Source organism: Chelatococcus sp. GCM10030263 (genome assembly GCF_042666455.1).
GTDB lineage: Bacteria > Pseudomonadota > Alphaproteobacteria > Rhizobiales > Beijerinckiaceae > Chelatococcus.
Genome location: NZ_JBHTDB010000009.1, coordinates 199,974 through 215,806, shown reverse-complemented (window position 1 = coordinate 215,806; position 15,833 = coordinate 199,974). Strand labels below are relative to the sequence as shown.

Here is a 15,833-nt window from a genome sequence, read left to right as displayed (position 1 = left end):
TCTGGTCCGATACGGGATGACGATTACCCGCGGAAGGAGAGAGGATGCCGTTCGACGCGAGCCTTCTGGCACGGATCCAATTCGCCTTCACGATCACCTTTCATATCATTTTCCCGGCCTTCACCATCGGACTGTCGGCCTTCATCGCGACATTGATCGCCCGCCATCTCTATACGGGCGAGGAACGCTATCGGACGCTGGCGCGATTCTGGACCAAGATCTTCGCCGTGTCCTTTGCCATGGGCGTGGTGTCCGGGATCGTGCTTTCCTACCAGTTCGGCACGAACTGGAGCCGCTTCTCGGTCGTGGCAGGCAATATCGTTGCCCCGCTGATGGCCTATGAGGTGCTCACCGCCTTCTTCCTCGAAGCGACCTTCCTCGGCGTCTTGCTGTTCGGCTGGGACCGGGTGCCACGCTGGCTGCATCTCGTCGCCGCCGTCATGGTCGCCCTCGGCACCTGCATGTCGGCCTTCTGGATCCTTTCGGCCAACAGCTGGATGCAATATCCCACCGGGCACGAGATGCGGGACGGCATCGCCTATCCGGTGGACTGGTTCAAGATCGTCTTCAATCCGACCTTCCCCTATCGCCTGGCGCATATGGTTGTGGCGGCTTATCTGACGACCGCGATCGTCGTGCTGGCCGTCGGCGCCCGTTATCTGCTGGCCGGCAAACATGTGGAAGACGGGCGGACGATGCTGCGCATGGGCCTCGGCCTCGCCCTGGTGCTCGCCCCCGTCCAGGCCCTCATCGGCGACTTCCACGGCCAGGCCACGGCCAAGTATCAGCCGGCCAAGCTCGCCGCCATCGAGGGCCATTGGCCGGCGCAGGAGGTTGCGCCACTCGTGCTCTTCGCCTGGCCGAACGAGGCGACGGAGACCAACGACTTCCAGATTGCCATTCCGCATCTCGGCAGCTTCATCATCCTGCACGAATGGGACGGCATCTATCCCGGCCTCAAAGCCTTCCCGGTGCAGGACAGGCCGCCCGTGCCGCCGGTGTTCTTCGCCTTCCGCGCCATGGTCGGCATCGGCGTCTTCCTCATCCTCCTCGCCTTCGTCGGCGGCTACCTTTGGTGGCGCGGCAGGCTCTTCACCAATCGGCTCTATCTCAGGGTTGCGGCCCTGTCCTGGCCGCTCGGCTTTCTCGCCATCGTCTCCGGCTGGATGGTGACTGAAATCGGCCGCCAGCCCTGGGTGGTGACGGGGGCGCTGCGGACCATCGATGCGCGCTCGCCGGTGCCGGCGATGACCGTCTTCGTGAGCCTCGTCGCCTTCGTCCTCATCTACGGCGTCGTGTTCGCGATGGGCATCCGCTACATCAACAAGCTCATCAACAAGGGGCCGGTGCCCCACGTCACCGGGCCACAAGAGGGCCTGCCCAACCGCCCGCTGTCGGCGGCCGAAGGGGCGACCCGGGCCGCTCTCACCCCGGGCGAATGAAGCGGCGGAGGGAGGCTCGCCATGGAATGGTATCTGCCGGTAATCTGGGCCGCCATCATCGCGCTCGCGGTCGGCATGTATGTCATCCTCGACGGCTTCGACCTCGGCGTGGGCATTCTCTTCCCGACCACGCGGGATGAAGCGACCCGCGACCAGATGATGAATTCGGTCGCCCCCTTCTGGGACGGCAACGAGACCTGGCTCGTGCTCGGCGGCGGAGGCCTGTGGGTCGCCTTTCCGCTCGCCTACAGCATCATCATGCCGGCGCTCTATCTACCGGTCATCGTGATGCTGCTCGCCCTCATCTTCCGCGGCGTCTCCTTCGAATTCCGCTGGGTGGCGAAGCCGAAACACGCGATCTGGGACATCGCCTTCGCCGGCGGCTCGATCGTCGCGGCCTTTGCCCAGGGCGTCATCCTCGGCGGGCTGCTGCAGGGCATCACCGTCGAGAACGGCGCCTATGCCGGCGGCTCCTTCGAGTGGTTCGCCCCTTTCCCGCTGCTCACGGGCGTGGGCCTCGTGGCGGGCTATGCCCTTCTCGGCGCGACCTGGTTGACGATGCGCACGGTCGGCCCGGCCGCCGCGCACGCGCGCCAGCTGGCCCGGCCGCTCATGCTCGCCGTGGCGGCAATCGCCGCGCTGGTGAGCCTGTGGACGCCCATCATCTTCGCGCATATCGCCGAGCGCTGGTTCACCGCACCGAACATCTATTATCTCTGGATCTTCCCGGCACTGACGGCCGTTCTCGTCGTCATGGTGTGGCGGGCGCTGGGGCGGGAACATACGGCGCTGCCCTTCTTCGGCACGATCGGGATCTTCATCCTGTGCTATGCGGGGCTCGCGATCTCCAACTTTCCCTATCTCGTTCCGCCGACCGTCACGATCTGGGAGGCATCGTCAGCGCCGTCCTCGCAGATCTTCATCCTGATCGGCACGCTCTTCCTGCTGCCGCTCGTACTCTGCTACACGGTCTTCGTCTACTGGACCTTCCGCGGAAAGCTGGCAGAGGGCGAGGGCTATCACTGACCCCCGCCGATCAAGATCACCGCATTGGCTGCCAGGCCACCGTTCCCGCTCCGTCGGCAAGCGGCGATCGCTCGTCAATCGCAGCGGAAAAGCCCCTCTCTCCGATCTGCCGCACGATCCGCCGCGAGCCGCGACAGTCAAGGGACCTGCTCTGGCCTGCGATCCTCGCAGAGAGCGTTCCGCAACTGTATCTGTCCGCGCCAGCGCCCGCCACGCGTTCGCTTTTGCTTTCGTCAAGAATTCTCATGCCGAACGTTCCTTAGCTCACATCCTGGAGCTGCTTACCGTCAAGCAAGCCAATAAGTCAAAATATTTATTTAAACCGATTTATACTATACATTCGATCCAATTATTTTTCTTCTTCATCTTCCGTAGAGGGTGCAACAGCCTTACTAAGAACACGTGAGTTTTCCGGAATGGTAATCCTAAGTAAAGCAGGGAACTCACCCAAGCCATTGAGGGATCGTGACTACGGCGACGGTTGATCGGCTCGCCAGTGTTGTTCACAGGGAAAGCGGCTCCGCGAGACGGCACCGGCAATACCGGTTCGTGGCCTAACTTGTCGCCATGGGGGGGCATCTGACGTGAATCCCGAACGGCGGTATGACGGTCCATATCGCACCCTCGCGACAATTTTTCCTCCTCGTTGGCTTGGTCTCGGTCGACAGGTGGAAGGCGGCAGTATCGGCGAGTTCGCGGACCAGTCTGAAACTAGCATAGGAGCCGAGGCCTCCGTGCCCGTCCACTTGCGCGAAGGCTCCGGCAATCGATGTGCTCTTTCCAAGCCCGCCGATCACTGTGCCCGACGCAGTCTCATCCAAAGTACGCATCTCACCTCTCCTGTGAAAATCGTGGAACGTGGCCGCTCTATGGGCAACTTGCGACAAAAATAAGTCGAGCATTTCCGTGCAAAACACATGCGCTGTGCTGATGTACCGAGTAGAACGGCATCAGGCATGAGTTCTACCAATACAAAGCTACCGACGTCGTCGCCGCAGGCCGGGCCGTTCGAATTGTTCTGCTCGCTCTCAGAACCAGTCCTGAAGCGTTTCGGTCGGCACGGTGATTCCGATGCCTTTCCCAGCTTTCGAAAAATCGACAATGACCGGCTTGATATTGGGATCTGGCCAGATATAGGAAGCCGGATCCATCAGCGGCGGGCTCAGATTTTCTTTCGAGTGATTAGGTCGTACGATTCCTAAGATGTCTAGACGCCCAATATTCGCCCCCCCGATCCAAGCACCCGTCACAGCATTTGCGTCGCTGATCTCTATGGCGCGCATCTCACCTCCGTTGCAATTCAGCTGGCGCCAGTATTGACGGCTGGTGACCAAATGATGGCAGGATATCAACGGGAGATAGCGTTCTCATCGCTTCAAAATAGCGCCAATTCTGCTCATCTCCCATAATGGTCGAGTGCCACTGCCAGCCGCTTCAGCCGCGCCCGGCCGAGATGGCCCTGCAGGACAAGGTCCTTCGACACCAGAACCCCGGAGGTGACACGCGACTGGGGAGCCAATCGACGCAGCAGACCGCCCCAGGCCGAGCTCCGGGACCGTGTGAGGCGCGCGCCGCCCAAAACGTCTCCAGGCTTGACCTTGCGGATGAAGCGCTCAGCGGCGACCGCCCAGGCGGGCTCGGGCAGATCGCCGGCGGCGATCAGCAGAAGCCAGGGCCCTTTAACCGCCGCCGCGCCGCGGCACCAGGCATCCTCGCCCGCTGACAGCTTGAGGTAATGCGTTCCCGCTGCATCGGCGATCTCCCAGATCTCCGCGTCGCCGCCCTCGTCCACGACGACGGCATCACGCAGCACACCATCGGCGACCGCCGGCACCAGCGCCGCAATCGTCGCTCCGAGCGCCTCGCCGTCACCACCGGCACGAATGACTGCAGAGATCATCGCGCACCGGCCGCAACCGGCGGGCAAGTCGCTGCGCGCCAGCCAGCGCCGCAGAGCACGCCCTTGCTATGTTCTCTTTTTGTTCCCATAATGAGACCACTCCGACTTCACCGAGATCCGACGTCATCAAGAGGGATCATCATGGCTCAAAGAGCCTTGATCAAGGGCCATTCAAAAGCTGCCGAGCGGGTGCAGTCCAAGGCACTGGACGAGGCGGATCGGCGTCCGCCACGCAAAGGCTCGGGACTTAATCCGGACGACCCGTTGGCCCACATGCAGGTCGATCAGGATCGCCGCCGGGGGCGCGGCGCCGTCACCAATCCCGCCGCACGTTATGAGCCTCTGACGCGCGAGGACGCCGATGACGGCTGGGGCAGTCTGGAGGAGCTTCCGCCGTTCAAGACGGAGGTGAGCGTCGAGCGGGCGCGCAAGATCATCACCCGCAACGAATCGCCGGATATCTCCTTCGACCGCTCGATCAACCCGTATCGCGGCTGCGAGCATGGCTGCGTCTATTGTTTCGCGCGGCCGACCCACGCCTATATGGGCCTGTCGCCGGGGCTCGATTTCGAATCGAAGCTCTTCGCCAAGCCGGAGGCCGCGGCCCTCCTCGCCAAGGAACTGGCGGCGCCGGGCTATCAGCCGCGCACAATCGCGATCGGCACCAATACGGACCCGTATCAGCCGATCGAGCGCAAGTTCAAGATCATGCGCAGCCTGCTCGAAGTCCTGGCCGAGTTCGGCCATCCCGTCGGCATCGTCACCAAATCGGGCCTGGTGACGCGCGACATCGACATACTCGCCCCGATGGCGGCGCGCGGGCTCGCCAAGGTCGCCATTTCCGTGACGACGCTCGACCCGGCGCTCGCCCGCAGCATGGAGCCACGCGCGGCGACACCCGCCAAACGGCTCGCGACGATCGAAGCGCTCGCGGCCGCCGGCATTCCTGTTACCGTGCTCGTCGCCCCGATCATCCCGGCGATCAACGAAGCGGAGATCGAGACGATCCTGGAGCGCGCATATGCGGCGGGAGCCCGCGAAGCCGGCTATGTGCTGCTGCGCCTACCGCTCGAAATCAAGGACATCGTCAGCGAATGGCTTCTCGCCAATCATCCCGGGAAGGCCCGCCACGTGCTGTCGCTCGTGCGCTCGACGCGCGGCGGCAAGGACTACGATTCCCGCTGGGGCCAGCGCATGGTCGGCAGCGGCCCCTATGCCTGGATGATCGGCCGGCGTTTCGAGATGGCTGCGAGCCGGATCGGCTTCAACAAGCAGCGCACGCGGCTCAGAACCGATCTTTTCACGCCCCCGAAAGCCGCGACCGAGCAGCTCAGCCTGTTCTGAGCGGCCGGCACAGACGAAGAACATAGGGAGTTTCGCCATGGCACAGCCTTTTGCCGCATCAGTCAGCCTGATCACGCTCGGCGTCAGCGACGTAGCGAGAAGCACCGCCTTCTACGAGCGGCTCGGCTGGCGCAGGTCGGCCGGCGCGAGCACCGACGAGGTCAGCTTCTTCGCGCTCGAGAGCCTCGTTCTGGCGCTCTGGTCGCGGGCCGAGCTCGCGGCCGACGCCGGTCTTGCCGACACTCCGCCCGGCTTCGGCGGCTTCGCGCTCGCCCAGAACAAGCCGAGCGAAGAAGCGGTCGATGCGGCGCTGGCTGCTGCCGTGGCCGGTGGTGGGCGGCTCCTGAAGCCCGCCGCGCGCACCTCCTGGGGCGGCTATTCCGGTTATTTCGCCGATCTCGACAGCCATCCCTGGGAAATCGCGCATAATCCCTTCTTCCCGCTCGACGCCACCGGACGCGTCACGCTCCCGGCCTGAGGCAGAATGTCCGAGGCCGGCGGCATTTTTCGGTTGAGGATCGATTGGGAACCGGCACCATGGGCGCATGAAGCGCTCCCTCACCGAATCGCCCGCCTCGGCCAAGGCTTCAGCCAAGACCAAGGCGAAGACACCCACGGTGCCGGGCAAGCCGCCAGCAAAAGCGATTGCCAGGGGATCGGCTAAGCCGTCGGCCAAGTCGCGGAGCACGATCGAGCAACTGTCGCTCGTCCTTCCGGCTCTTCCCACCTTCGACCGGGAAGAGCGGCTGAGAGCGCGAGGCCTCTGGCCCGTGGCCGGTGTGGACGAGGTCGGGCGGGGCCCGCTCGCCGGGCCGGTCGTGGTTGCCGCCGTCGTGCTCGATCCCGAGCGTATTCCGGAGGGGCTCGCCGATTCCAAGTTGCTGCCGCCCGAGGAACGCGAGCGGCTTTATGATCTTATCCTGATGTCGAGCCATGTGGCCGTGGCGAGCGTGCCGGCCCGCGACATCGACGCTACCGATATCCGTAAGGCGACGCTCACCGCCATGGGGCGGGCGCTCGGGGCGCTGCCGGTGATGCCCATGATGGCCCTCGTCGACGGGATCGACAGGCCTCCGGCCCCCTGCCCAGTCGAGGCCGTAGTCAAGGGTGATGCGACCGTTGCATCGATCGCGGCTGCCGCCATCGTGGCGAAGGTCACACGCGACCGGATGATGCGCCGGCTGTGCACACGTTTTCCCGCCTATGGCTTTTCGCGGCACAAGGGCTATGCGACGCCCGAGCATCGGGCGGCCATCGCCGCCCACGGCCCCTGCCCCTTCCACCGCATGAGCTTCGCGCCGCTGAAACCCGGTGTCGAGGTGGAGGTCGAGATCACGGCCGAGCTGGATATTGCGCTGGTCGCATCAATCACGGCTTGAGGCGTTCCGGGCTTGCAGTCGAGCGCCGGCATTCGAGAACGCCGGCTCTCGGAGCCGGCGCCTCGCAGCTGAACCCGGACTATTGCCGAGTTCAGCTTCTATAGAGTCGAGGTCGGCAACAGCCGGTCTGGCGCGCCCCACCGGTGCGACCCCTTGGGACGCCAGGTCCTATGGCTGTGTCAGACTCAGAGCTTCTCGATGAGCGCGTCGGCGCCTGAGACCTCCGCCTTGCCGGGCGCGTCCTCGACATTGAGCATCTCGACAGCGCCGTCGTTCACGACCATCGAATAGCGCTGCGAGCGGGTGCCGAGGCCGAAGCCCTTGCCATCGAAGGTGAGGCCAACGGCGGTGGCGAAGTCGGCGCTGCCGTCCGACAGGAACTCGATCTTTCCTTCGGCGCCGGTCGCCTTGGCCCAGGCGCCCATCACGAAGACGTCATTGACCGCCGTGACCAAGATGGCCTCGATTCCCTTGGCCTTGATGGCGTCGGCCTTGGCGAGGAAACCGGGCAGGTGATTGTTGTTGCAGGTCGGCGTGAAGGCGCCCGGTACGGCAAAAAGAACGACCCGACGTCCCTTGAAGAGATCATCCGTGGTCTTGGCGGCCGGACCATCCGCGGTCGGAATGCGAAACGTCACTTGCGGCAGCGGATCACCGACTTTGATAGCCATGGGCTCGACTCCTGAGGGACGATGGGGATCACGAAGGAAACGGCGCCCCGGACCTCATCGGGCTGCGCCGTCGTGTTGCCCCATTGAGTTACCGCGCCGGGCCGCTCGCGTCGAGGTCCGCCACCACCTCGATCGCACGGCCCGCGTCGACCAGCGTGAAGAGCAAGGGCACCTTGGGCGCCGACGGCCCGGAGGGACGATCCGTCAGGGGCACGCGGAAAAGCGCCGTCCCGTCATTGCTGATGGTCACGTCGGGTTTGCCGAACAGCCACCCATCGGGACCTTCCACGAAGAGATCGGCGTCGGGAGATCCGTTCGGCAGTTGCGCCTTGACGAGAAGGGAATCGACGGGCCCCTCGGCGGCGGTGATCGCGAGACCGTCGAGCGCCTCGCCCAAGGCCACGCGCCGCGGCAATTCGGCCTCCTCCGCCCGGCTGAGCGGGATCGAGACGCCCTCGCCAGCCGCCGGCAGTCGCAGCGTCATCTCGGCCGTGGCCGGAATGCAAATGTCCTTGCAGATGGCATAGTCGAGCTTCAGCGCCAGAAGGAGCGGCTTGTCCTTATCGCGCGCGACGACGTTGAGGGGAAAGCGCACGCGCCCGCCATAGCCATTGGCGTAGCCGTCGCCGTCAGGAAAGCGTTTTGGCGCGGGCCAGCGCACCGTCACCGAGGCGAGATTATCCGATTTCGACCAGTCGAAGCTCGGCGGAACCCCCGAATCGCCGGGCGTGCGCCAATAGGTCTTGTAGCCCGGTGCGAGCGTGATATCGAGCGCCACCTTGCGGTCGCCGCTGTCCGGCGGCACGGCGATCGCCTCCAGCCGGACGGTGGAATGGGACGGGGATTGGAGGCGTGCCTCTTCTGCCCGCGCGCCGGAGAAAAACATCGCAAAGGCAGCACAGGAGAGGGCCGCCAATGCCGATACGCCTTTCCGCAGTCCGTCTGCTCTATCTTTCATTTCAGTGACATAACGTCTCTATTTTGATCCCGCGAGGCACGATCCGGTGAGCCTCGCGAACCTATGAGTGCAAAATGCGTTGAAAAGCTGACCCATGGTCTTAGCATAGAACGAAAAGGGGCCCACCATGCGAGCTGAGCAGGCAAGAAGCGGCGAGACCAGCGGCTATCTCGACGGTCAGTTGCTCATCGCCATGCCCGGGATGAGCGATGAGCGCTTCTCCCGGAGCGTGATCTATGTGTGCGCGCATTCGGACGAGGGCGCCATGGGCATCATCGTCAACCGCCCGGCGCCTGACCTCAGCTTTCCGGACCTGCTCGTGCAGCTCGACATCATCCCGCCCGAGGACGTCATCCGGCTTCCAACCCAGGCCGAGCGCATGCAGGTGCTGCGCGGCGGCCCCGTAGAGACGGGCCGTGGCTTCGTCCTGCATTCGGCCGACTTCTTCATCGACAATTCCACGCTGCCCATCGACGACGGCGTCTGCCTCACGGCCACCGTGGATATCCTCAAGGCGATCGCGCGTGGGGAGGGTCCCGCCAGCGCCATGCTGGCGCTCGGCTATTCCGGCTGGTCTCCCGGCCAGCTCGAAAGCGAGATCCAGGCGAATGGCTGGCTGAACTGCCCCGCCCATCTCAACCTTCTTTTCGAGGCCTCGCTCGACGCCCGCTATGATCTCGCCCTGCGGGCGCTCGGCATCGAGCCCGGCATGCTCTCCGGCCAAGCCGGTCACGCCTGAGGCGACATCTTTCGCCGCTCTTATCAGGCCGCCTCGGGCGCCGCACCCACGAGGCGGCGCGCATCATGAGCCGTCATCGGCTCGCCGAAGGCAAAGCCCTGGGCATATTCGCAGCCGAGCTGGTAGAGCTCGATCGCGTCGGACTCGTTCTCCGCTCCCTCCGCCACGACCTCCATGCCGAGGTCATGCGCCAGCGAGACGATGGCGCGCAAAATCACCGGCCGGCCACCATTGCCGAGCTGGCGCACGAAGGACTGATCGATCTTGATGGTGTCGAAGGGGAAGCGCTGCAGATAGTTGAGCGCCGAATAGCCCGTGCCGAAATCATCGAGCGTCAGGCCCGCGCCGAGATCCCGGATGCGCTTCATCATCTGCGCCGCATATTCCGGGTTGTCCATCACGAGGCTCTCGGTCAACTCCAGCTTCAGCGAGCCGGGCTCGACGGGCGTGCGCGCGAGCACGGTCTTGACGTCGTGCAGGAGGTCGTGGCGCAGCAGCTGGCGGCTCGAAATATTCACGCTCGCGAAGATCGGCGGGTCGACCTCGAGCGCCCGCTGCCAGACCGAGAGCTCGCGCGCCGTGCGCTCCAAGGCGAAGGCGCCGAGCTCGGCAATGAGGCCGCTTTCCTCCGCAATCGGGATGAAATCATGCGGCATCAGGCGGCCCTGGCGCGGGTGATCCCAGCGCAGGAGGGTCTCGAAACCGGCGACGGTGCGGTCTTCCAGGCGTACGATCGGCTGGAAATAGACCTTCATCTCGCCGCGTTCGAGAGCACGCCGGAGGTCGCTCTCCAGGGCGAGCCGATCGTTGCGCTGGCCGTGCATGCCCGGCCGGAAGACCTCGATGCGGTCCCCGCCCTGGCGCTTGGCGTGGATCATGGCAATCTCGGCGTTGCGCAGCATCTCGTCGCCTTTCACGTCCTCTTGGGAGTCGTGCAGCGCGATGCCGATCGAGGCGGTGAGGAAGATTTCGCGCTCGGCGAAGGTCACGGGCGTCGTCACCGCGCGCCGGATCATGTCGGCGAAGGCGATGATGCGGTCGGGCTCGCGCTCGGAGACGAGGATGAGCGCCAGCTCGTCGCCGGAAATCCGGGCGAGGCTGTCCTGAGGGCGCAGGAGCCGGCCGAGGCGGCGCGACAAGGTGAGCAGGATCGAGTCGCCGGCCGACAGGCCGACGGATTCATTCACACCCTTGAAGCGGTCGATGTCGACGACGATCACCGTCGGGCGGATCAGCCCGCCGCGGCGGCTGAAGACGAGCGCGGCATCGAGCCGGTCGTGGAACAACTCGCGGTTCGGCAAGCCGGTCAGATTGTCGTGCACCGCGTCATGCAGCAATCGCTCCTCGGCATTGCGGCTTTCGGTGACGTCGCTCAACGTGCCGACGACACGGATCACTTCGTTGTCGCTGCCGACGACCGGACGCGCCTTGAGATTGAACCAGAAATACTGGCCGTCGGAGGCGCGCAGGCGGAAGTCGAGCGCGATGCGGCCACGCCGCTGCTCGAGCACGGCATCGAGCGTGGCGCGGTAGCGATCGCGGTCGAAGGGGTGGATCACGTCAAGCCAGGCCGAGGCTGGCCCCTCCAGGCTGCCACGGCGGAGCGAGAGCTGCTGCTCGACCTCGTTGCTGACGAAAATGCGATCGGCGATCACATCCCAGTCGAAGACGACATCGCCCGAGCCCGCGAGCGCCAGGGCTTTCCGCTCGCTGTCGCTGACGAGCCCCTGGGCCAGCGCCCCGCCCGCGAAGGCGTGCTGCATGACGGTGAAGCCGATGAGCAACACGATGAGCACGAGGCCGCCGATCAGGGCCGGCGAGACGAGATCACGCGTCAACTCACCCAGCACGGTGAAACTCGCTGCAGCCACCCAGACGAGCAGCAACAGCCAGGTCGGGATGAGCATGACCGCGCGGTCGTAGCCGTGGCTCGCCAGATGCACGACGAGCGCGAAGCCGACCGCCGCGATGGCGGCGATGGAAATGCGCGCGACGCCGGCGGCGATCGGGGCATCGAAGACGGCAAGCCCGACGAGTGCGCCGAGGAAGACGAGCCAGCCGAGCGTCACATGGCTGTAGCGCACGTGCCATCGGCTTAGATTGAGATAGGCGAAGAGAAAGACGAGCAAGGTCGCGGCGAGGACCGCCTCGGCGGCCGCCCGATAAATGCGCTCGGTCGCGGCCGCTATGGGAAAGATCTGCTGGAAGAAGCCGAAATCGATGCAGGCATAGGCGAGCACCGCCCAGGCGAGAGCCGCGGCGGCCGGAAAGATCACCGCGCCCTTGACGACGAAGACGACGGTGAGAAAGAGCGCGAGCAGCCCCGCGATGCCGATGATGATGCCCTTGTAGAGGGTCAGCCCATTGACCTTGTGCTTGTAGGCCTCCGGCTCCCACAGATAGAGCTGCGGCAGGTTCGGCGTCTGCAGTTCCGCGACGAAGGTGACGGTCGTGCCGGGGTCGAGCGTGATGGTGAAGGTGTCGGCATCCGACGCCTCCTCCCGCTCCGGACGGATACCCTGGCTCGCCGTGATCGCGGCGATGCGGCTCGACCCGAGGTCCGGCCAGATGACGCCCGAGCCGACGAGCCGGTAATGCGGCGCGACGAGCAGCCGGTCGATCTGCTCGTCCGTATCATTGGTCAGCGCGAAGACGATCCAGTCCGGGCGCGTGCCGCCTTCGCGCGCCTTCACCGCGATGCGCCGCACGATCCCGTCCGGTCCGGGCGCAGTCGAAATCTGGATGAGGTCGCTTTCGGAGTGATAGTGCTCCACCACCGACGTGAGGTCGATGGCGGCGGCATCGAGAGTGACGCGCACGGCTTCCACCGCCTGCGCCTGCGGCACCCCGAGCATGAGCCAGATGCCAGCGATCAATGGGGTGAGGAGGCGGATCACTCGCAATGCGGAACTCTCTTGCGGATAGGCGCCCGGCTCATAGCCCAAGTCCTAGCTGTGCAACCGAATCAGCGCAAGCGGAACCCGGCATTGGTCCCCACCTCATGCTGAAGGCAGAATTCGGGGACTTACAGGACGAGGTCATCTTTGAGGCAGGCGAAAAGAAGATGGTCTTGCCACATACCGGCGATGCAGAGATATCGCCGCGCATAGCCCTCACGCTGAAAGCCGGCTTTTTCAAGAAGAGTAATCGAAGCAATATTGTTGGGTAGGCAGGCCGCCTCTACCCGCTGCAGCCCGAGATCGAGAAAAGCGAAGCGCAGGGCCGCGCGTACCCCGCGCGACATATGGCCTTTGCGGGCATGGCGCATGCCCGTCCAATAGCCGAGCGTGCAGGCTTGTGCGACGCCGCGGCGCACCAGCCCGAGCGTCAGCCCGCCGAGTAGTTCGTCGTCATCCTGCCGAAACAACAGGAAGGGATAGGCAAGATCGCGCCGAAGATCTTCCGCATAGCGGCGGACCCGCCGGCGGAAGGCTGCGCGCGTCAGATCATCGGGCGGCCACAGGGGTTCCCAGGGCTCGAGGAAAGCGCGGCTCTCCTCGCGCAGCGCAGCCCAGGCGGCATGGTCCGCCATCTGCGGGGGCCTGAGATAGACGCCCTCCCCGCGCACCACGAGCGTGATGTCGTGTGGCGCGGAGAAGCGGAACAGCGCCATCACCGCCCCCCAGCCAACCGTTCCGCCACGGCCGAAAGCGGCATCAGCGCCTGCAGCGGGCCGATGGCGGCGAGAATGGGAGGCGCGCGGAAGAGCGCAGCCGCCGCAGCCCGGACATCGGCCGTGCCGACCGCTTCGAGGCGGTCGAGAATTTCGGCGCGCGGCAGAACACGCCCCAAAGCGATGAGCTGGCGCGCGATCTGCTCGACGCGGCTGGTCGGCGATTCCAGGGCGGTGAACTGGGCAACCCGAAGCTGGGCCTTGGCGCGGCCGATCTCGGCCTCGGTGGCGGTCTCGGCGGCCTCGCTCAGGCAATCGAGCGCCACCGGCATGAGCTCGGCGAGATCCTCGGGCGCTGTGGCGGCCGACAGGCCGAAAACGCCGCTGTCGGCAAAGGACCAGTGAAAGGCGTCCACCGCATAGGCAAGCCCGCGCTCCTCCCGCACCTCCTGGAAGAGACGCGACGACATGCCCCCGCCAAGAAGATTGGCGAAGACTTGCAAGGGATAGAAATCGCGATCCAGGAAGGAGGCACCGGCAAAGCCGAGGAGGACATGGGCCTGTTCGAGATCGCGGTCGAGCCGCGCCTCCGTCCCGCCGCGATAGGCGGCCGGCTGTGGCCGAGGCGGTTCGCCCGGCGCCAAGGGCGCAAAAAGCTTCGCGGCCATTTCGACCAGATGGTCATGGTCCACGGCGCCCGTTGCCGCGACGACCGTGCGTCCGGCGCGGTATTCACGCGCGAGGAAGCGCTTCACCGCATCGGGCGTGAAGCCTGCGACTGTTTCGGGCGTGCCGAGAATGGGGCGGCCGAGAGGCTGGGCGGGAAAGGCCGCTTCGAGAAAGACATCGTTGATGAGATCGTCGGGCGTGTCCTCGACAGCGCCGATCTCCTGCAGGATGACTGCCTTTTCGCGCTCCAAATCGCCTTCGTCGATGATCGACTCGGTCAGGATGTCGGCCAGAATGTCGAGCGCGAGCGGGATGTCCTCGGCCATCACCCGGGCGGTGTAGGCGGTGTGCTCGACGCCGGTTTCCGCATTGAGATCGCCGCCGACAGCTTCGATCGCCTCGGCGATCTCGCGCGCTGTGCGCCGCCGGGTGCCCTTGAAGGCCATATGCTCGAGGAGATGGGACAGGCCATGCTCCCCGTCTTCCTCGTGCCGCGCCCCCGTGCCCACCCAGACGCCGACCGCCGCCGTCGCCACATGGGGGAAGCGCTCGCTGACGACGCGCAGTCCGCTCGGCAATGTCGTCACGTCGAGGCCGATCTCCGCCGGCGACGAAGGAAGGGGCTTCATGCGGCGCCCGCCTTCACGGCCCTGGCATTGGCGCGGATGAAGGTTTCGACCGCCCCCTGGTCATTGGCGAGCACCGTGAAGCGCTCGCGCCGCGTGAGGAGGTCTTCGAGATGCGCCGGAAGCGCCGGGCGGACGCCGCAGGCGCGCTCCACCGCATCGGGGAATTTCGCGGGATGAGCCGTCGACAGCACGACCGTCGGCACCGCCGGATCGACGCGATGCCTGCGGCGCGCGGCGGCGAGCCCAACCGCAGTATGAGGATCGAGCAGATAGTCCGCATCCCGCCACGTACGGGCGATCTCGGCAGCCGTCTCCTCCTCGGAAACGGCCGTTGCCGAAAATTCCTTGCGGATGGCGGCGAGCGCCGGCTCGGCGATGGTGAAGGCGCCGGACTGGGACAAGCGTGCCATGAGCCGGCGGATCTCGCCGGCATCCCGCCCATAGGCATCGAACAGGACGCGCTCGAAGTTCGAGGAGACCTGAATATCCATGGAGGGCGAGGACGTGGGCATGACTTCTGTCAGGCGATAACTGCCCTCGGCCAGTGTGCGGGCGAGGATATCGTTCGCATTGGTCGCCACGGTGAAGCCGGCGATGGGCAGGCCCATGCGCTTGGCCACATAGCCGGCGAGCACGTCGCCGAAGTTGCCGGTCGGGACGGCGAAGGCGACCGGACGATGCGGTCCGCCCAGGCTCACCGCCGCGGTGAAGTAATAGACGGTCTGGGCGACGATCCGTGCCCAGTTGATGGAATTCACACCCGAGAGCTGCAGGGCATCCCGGAAGGGGTGGTTGTTGAAGAGCCCCTTCAGGATGGCTTGGCAATCGTCGAATGTGCCCTCCACGGCGATGGCGTGCACGTTCGGCGCATCGACCGTCGTCATCTGGCGGCGCTGCACCTCGGAGACGCGCCCCTGCGGAAAGAGCACGAAGACATCAACCTGATCGAGCCCGCGGAAGGCCTCGATCGCAGCCGAGCCGGTATCGCCGGACGTTGCGCCAACGATGGTGGCCCGCGTCCCGCGCTGCTTCAGCACATGGTCCATCATGCGCGCGAGGAGCTGCATGGCGACGTCCTTGAAGGCGAGCGTCGGACCATGGAACAGTTCGAGAAGGAAGAGATTGTCGCCGACCTGCACGAGCGGGCAGACGGCGGGATGGCGGAAGGTTTCGTAAGCCGCCGTGATCATGGGCGCGAGATCAGGCTCGGCGATCTCGCCGTCGATCAGCCGGCCGATGATGGCCGTTGCCGACTCCGCATAGCTGCGCCCCGCGAGCGCCGCGATGTCGCCGGCTGCCATCTGCGGCCAGAGCTCGGGCATGTAGAGGCCGCCGTCGCGGGCAAGACCAGCGAGCAACGCCTCCGTGAAGCCTATGGCGGGCGCTTCCCCACGGGTCGATATATGCAGCACAATCGGCCTCCTCAACGCTCGCCGGACACTACGCTCCTGTCCCATTCGAGA

General features: G+C 65.3%; 14 protein-coding genes. 6 read left to right on the top strand and 8 right to left on the bottom strand.

Annotation, left to right across the window (positions count from 1 at the left end):
- The first annotated feature begins 44 nt into the window (after positions 1-44).
- Positions 45-1,442, top strand: a complete 1,398-nt coding sequence (locus ACFQU1_RS19870; protein ID WP_378135899.1) for a cytochrome ubiquinol oxidase subunit I — start codon at positions 45-47, stop codon at positions 1,440-1,442.
- A 21-nt stretch (positions 1,443-1,463) separates the two neighbouring features.
- Positions 1,464-2,468, top strand: a complete 1,005-nt coding sequence (gene cydB, locus ACFQU1_RS19865) for a cytochrome d ubiquinol oxidase subunit II (RefSeq protein ID WP_378135897.1) — start codon at positions 1,464-1,466, stop codon at positions 2,466-2,468.
- 1,028 nt (positions 2,469-3,496) lie between these two features.
- Here the strand turns inward: cydB and ACFQU1_RS19860 are convergent.
- Positions 3,497-3,751 (bottom strand): hypothetical protein, encoded by a 255-nt coding sequence (locus tag ACFQU1_RS19860; RefSeq protein ID WP_378135895.1) that lies wholly within the window; start codon positions 3,749-3,751, stop codon positions 3,497-3,499.
- Between the two features lie 113 nt (positions 3,752-3,864).
- Positions 3,865-4,368: a hypothetical protein gene (locus ACFQU1_RS19855; protein WP_378135893.1), complete on the bottom strand. Its 504-nt coding sequence runs from the start codon at positions 4,366-4,368 to the stop codon at positions 3,865-3,867.
- 141 nt (positions 4,369-4,509) lie between these two features.
- Here ACFQU1_RS19855 and ACFQU1_RS19850 point away from each other — a divergent pair, with 141 nt between their 5' ends.
- The 3 genes from ACFQU1_RS19850 to ACFQU1_RS19840 all read left to right on the top strand — a co-directional run bounded on the left by ACFQU1_RS19850 (position 4,510) and on the right by ACFQU1_RS19840 (position 7,091).
- Positions 4,510-5,712 carry a PA0069 family radical SAM protein gene (locus tag ACFQU1_RS19850; protein WP_378135891.1) on the top strand — a complete coding sequence of 401 codons (1,203 nt, stop codon included), beginning with the start codon at positions 4,510-4,512 and terminating at the stop codon, positions 5,710-5,712.
- Positions 5,713-5,749: 37 nt separating this feature from the next.
- Positions 5,750-6,190 carry a VOC family protein gene (locus ACFQU1_RS19845; RefSeq protein ID WP_378135889.1) on the top strand — a complete coding sequence of 147 codons (441 nt, stop codon included), beginning with the start codon at positions 5,750-5,752 and terminating at the stop codon, positions 6,188-6,190.
- Positions 6,191-6,257: 67 nt separating this feature from the next.
- Positions 6,258-7,091, top strand: a complete 834-nt coding sequence (locus ACFQU1_RS19840; protein WP_378135887.1) for a ribonuclease HII — start codon at positions 6,258-6,260, stop codon at positions 7,089-7,091.
- A 185-nt stretch (positions 7,092-7,276) separates the two neighbouring features.
- On the opposite strand, the gene ACFQU1_RS19835 is transcribed toward ACFQU1_RS19840, so the two are convergent.
- Together ACFQU1_RS19835 and ACFQU1_RS19830 are read right to left on the bottom strand one after the other, a co-directional pair.
- Complete coding sequence (locus ACFQU1_RS19835) at positions 7,277-7,762, bottom strand: peroxiredoxin (protein WP_378135885.1); 486 nt, start codon at positions 7,760-7,762, stop codon at positions 7,277-7,279.
- 88 nt (positions 7,763-7,850) lie between these two features.
- Positions 7,851-8,678 carry a protein-disulfide reductase DsbD domain-containing protein gene (locus ACFQU1_RS19830; RefSeq protein ID WP_378135883.1) on the bottom strand — a complete coding sequence of 276 codons (828 nt, stop codon included), beginning with the start codon at positions 8,676-8,678 and terminating at the stop codon, positions 7,851-7,853.
- 169 nt (positions 8,679-8,847) lie between these two features.
- Here ACFQU1_RS19830 and ACFQU1_RS19825 point away from each other — a divergent pair, with 169 nt between their 5' ends.
- Positions 8,848-9,459, top strand: coding sequence for a YqgE/AlgH family protein (locus ACFQU1_RS19825; protein WP_378135881.1), 612 nt, complete (start codon positions 8,848-8,850; stop codon positions 9,457-9,459).
- A gap of 23 nt (positions 9,460-9,482) precedes the next feature.
- Here the strand turns inward: ACFQU1_RS19825 and ACFQU1_RS19820 are convergent, their stop codons facing one another.
- The 4 genes from ACFQU1_RS19820 to thrC all read right to left on the bottom strand — a co-directional run bounded on the left by ACFQU1_RS19820 (position 9,483) and on the right by thrC (position 15,782).
- Positions 9,483-12,314, bottom strand: coding sequence for an EAL domain-containing protein (locus tag ACFQU1_RS19820; protein WP_378136783.1), 2,832 nt, complete (start codon positions 12,312-12,314; stop codon positions 9,483-9,485).
- Between the two features lie 170 nt (positions 12,315-12,484).
- The gene (locus tag ACFQU1_RS19815) at positions 12,485-13,072 is read right to left on the bottom strand and encodes a GNAT family N-acetyltransferase (RefSeq protein ID WP_378135879.1); all 588 of its coding nucleotides are present in this window, start codon (positions 13,070-13,072) and stop codon (positions 12,485-12,487) included.
- Positions 13,072-14,370 (bottom strand): M16 family metallopeptidase, encoded by a 1,299-nt coding sequence (locus ACFQU1_RS19810; protein WP_378135877.1) that lies wholly within the window; start codon positions 14,368-14,370, stop codon positions 13,072-13,074. The genes ACFQU1_RS19815 and ACFQU1_RS19810 overlap by 1 nt, the downstream gene beginning before the upstream one ends.
- Positions 14,367-15,782, bottom strand: coding sequence for a threonine synthase (gene thrC, locus ACFQU1_RS19805; protein ID WP_378135875.1), 1,416 nt, complete (start codon positions 15,780-15,782; stop codon positions 14,367-14,369). The genes ACFQU1_RS19810 and thrC overlap by 4 nt, the downstream gene beginning before the upstream one ends.
- Positions 15,783-15,833: the final 51 nt, after the last annotated feature.

Coding starts and splice junctions, on each gene's coding strand:
- ACFQU1_RS19870 (WP_378135899.1), top strand. CDS start 45: ATGCCGTTCGACGCGAGCCTTCTGGCACGGATCCAATTCGCCTTCACG.
- cydB (WP_378135897.1), top strand. CDS start 1,464: ATGGAATGGTATCTGCCGGTAATCTGGGCCGCCATCATCGCGCTCGCG.
- ACFQU1_RS19860 (WP_378135895.1), bottom strand. CDS start 3,751: ATGCGCGCCATAGAGATCAGCGACGCAAATGCTGTGACGGGTGCTTGG.
- ACFQU1_RS19855 (WP_378135893.1), bottom strand. CDS start 4,368: ATGATCTCTGCAGTCATTCGTGCCGGTGGTGACGGCGAGGCGCTCGGA.
- ACFQU1_RS19850 (WP_378135891.1), top strand. CDS start 4,510: ATGGCTCAAAGAGCCTTGATCAAGGGCCATTCAAAAGCTGCCGAGCGG.
- ACFQU1_RS19845 (WP_378135889.1), top strand. CDS start 5,750: ATGGCACAGCCTTTTGCCGCATCAGTCAGCCTGATCACGCTCGGCGTC.
- ACFQU1_RS19840 (WP_378135887.1), top strand. CDS start 6,258: ATGAAGCGCTCCCTCACCGAATCGCCCGCCTCGGCCAAGGCTTCAGCC.
- ACFQU1_RS19835 (WP_378135885.1), bottom strand. CDS start 7,762: ATGGCTATCAAAGTCGGTGATCCGCTGCCGCAAGTGACGTTTCGCATT.
- ACFQU1_RS19825 (WP_378135881.1), top strand. CDS start 8,848: ATGCGAGCTGAGCAGGCAAGAAGCGGCGAGACCAGCGGCTATCTCGAC.
- ACFQU1_RS19820 (WP_378136783.1), bottom strand. CDS start 12,314: ATGCTCGGGGTGCCGCAGGCGCAGGCGGTGGAAGCCGTGCGCGTCACT.
- ACFQU1_RS19815 (WP_378135879.1), bottom strand. CDS start 13,072: ATGGCGCTGTTCCGCTTCTCCGCGCCACACGACATCACGCTCGTGGTG.
- ACFQU1_RS19810 (WP_378135877.1), bottom strand. CDS start 14,370: ATGAAGCCCCTTCCTTCGTCGCCGGCGGAGATCGGCCTCGACGTGACG.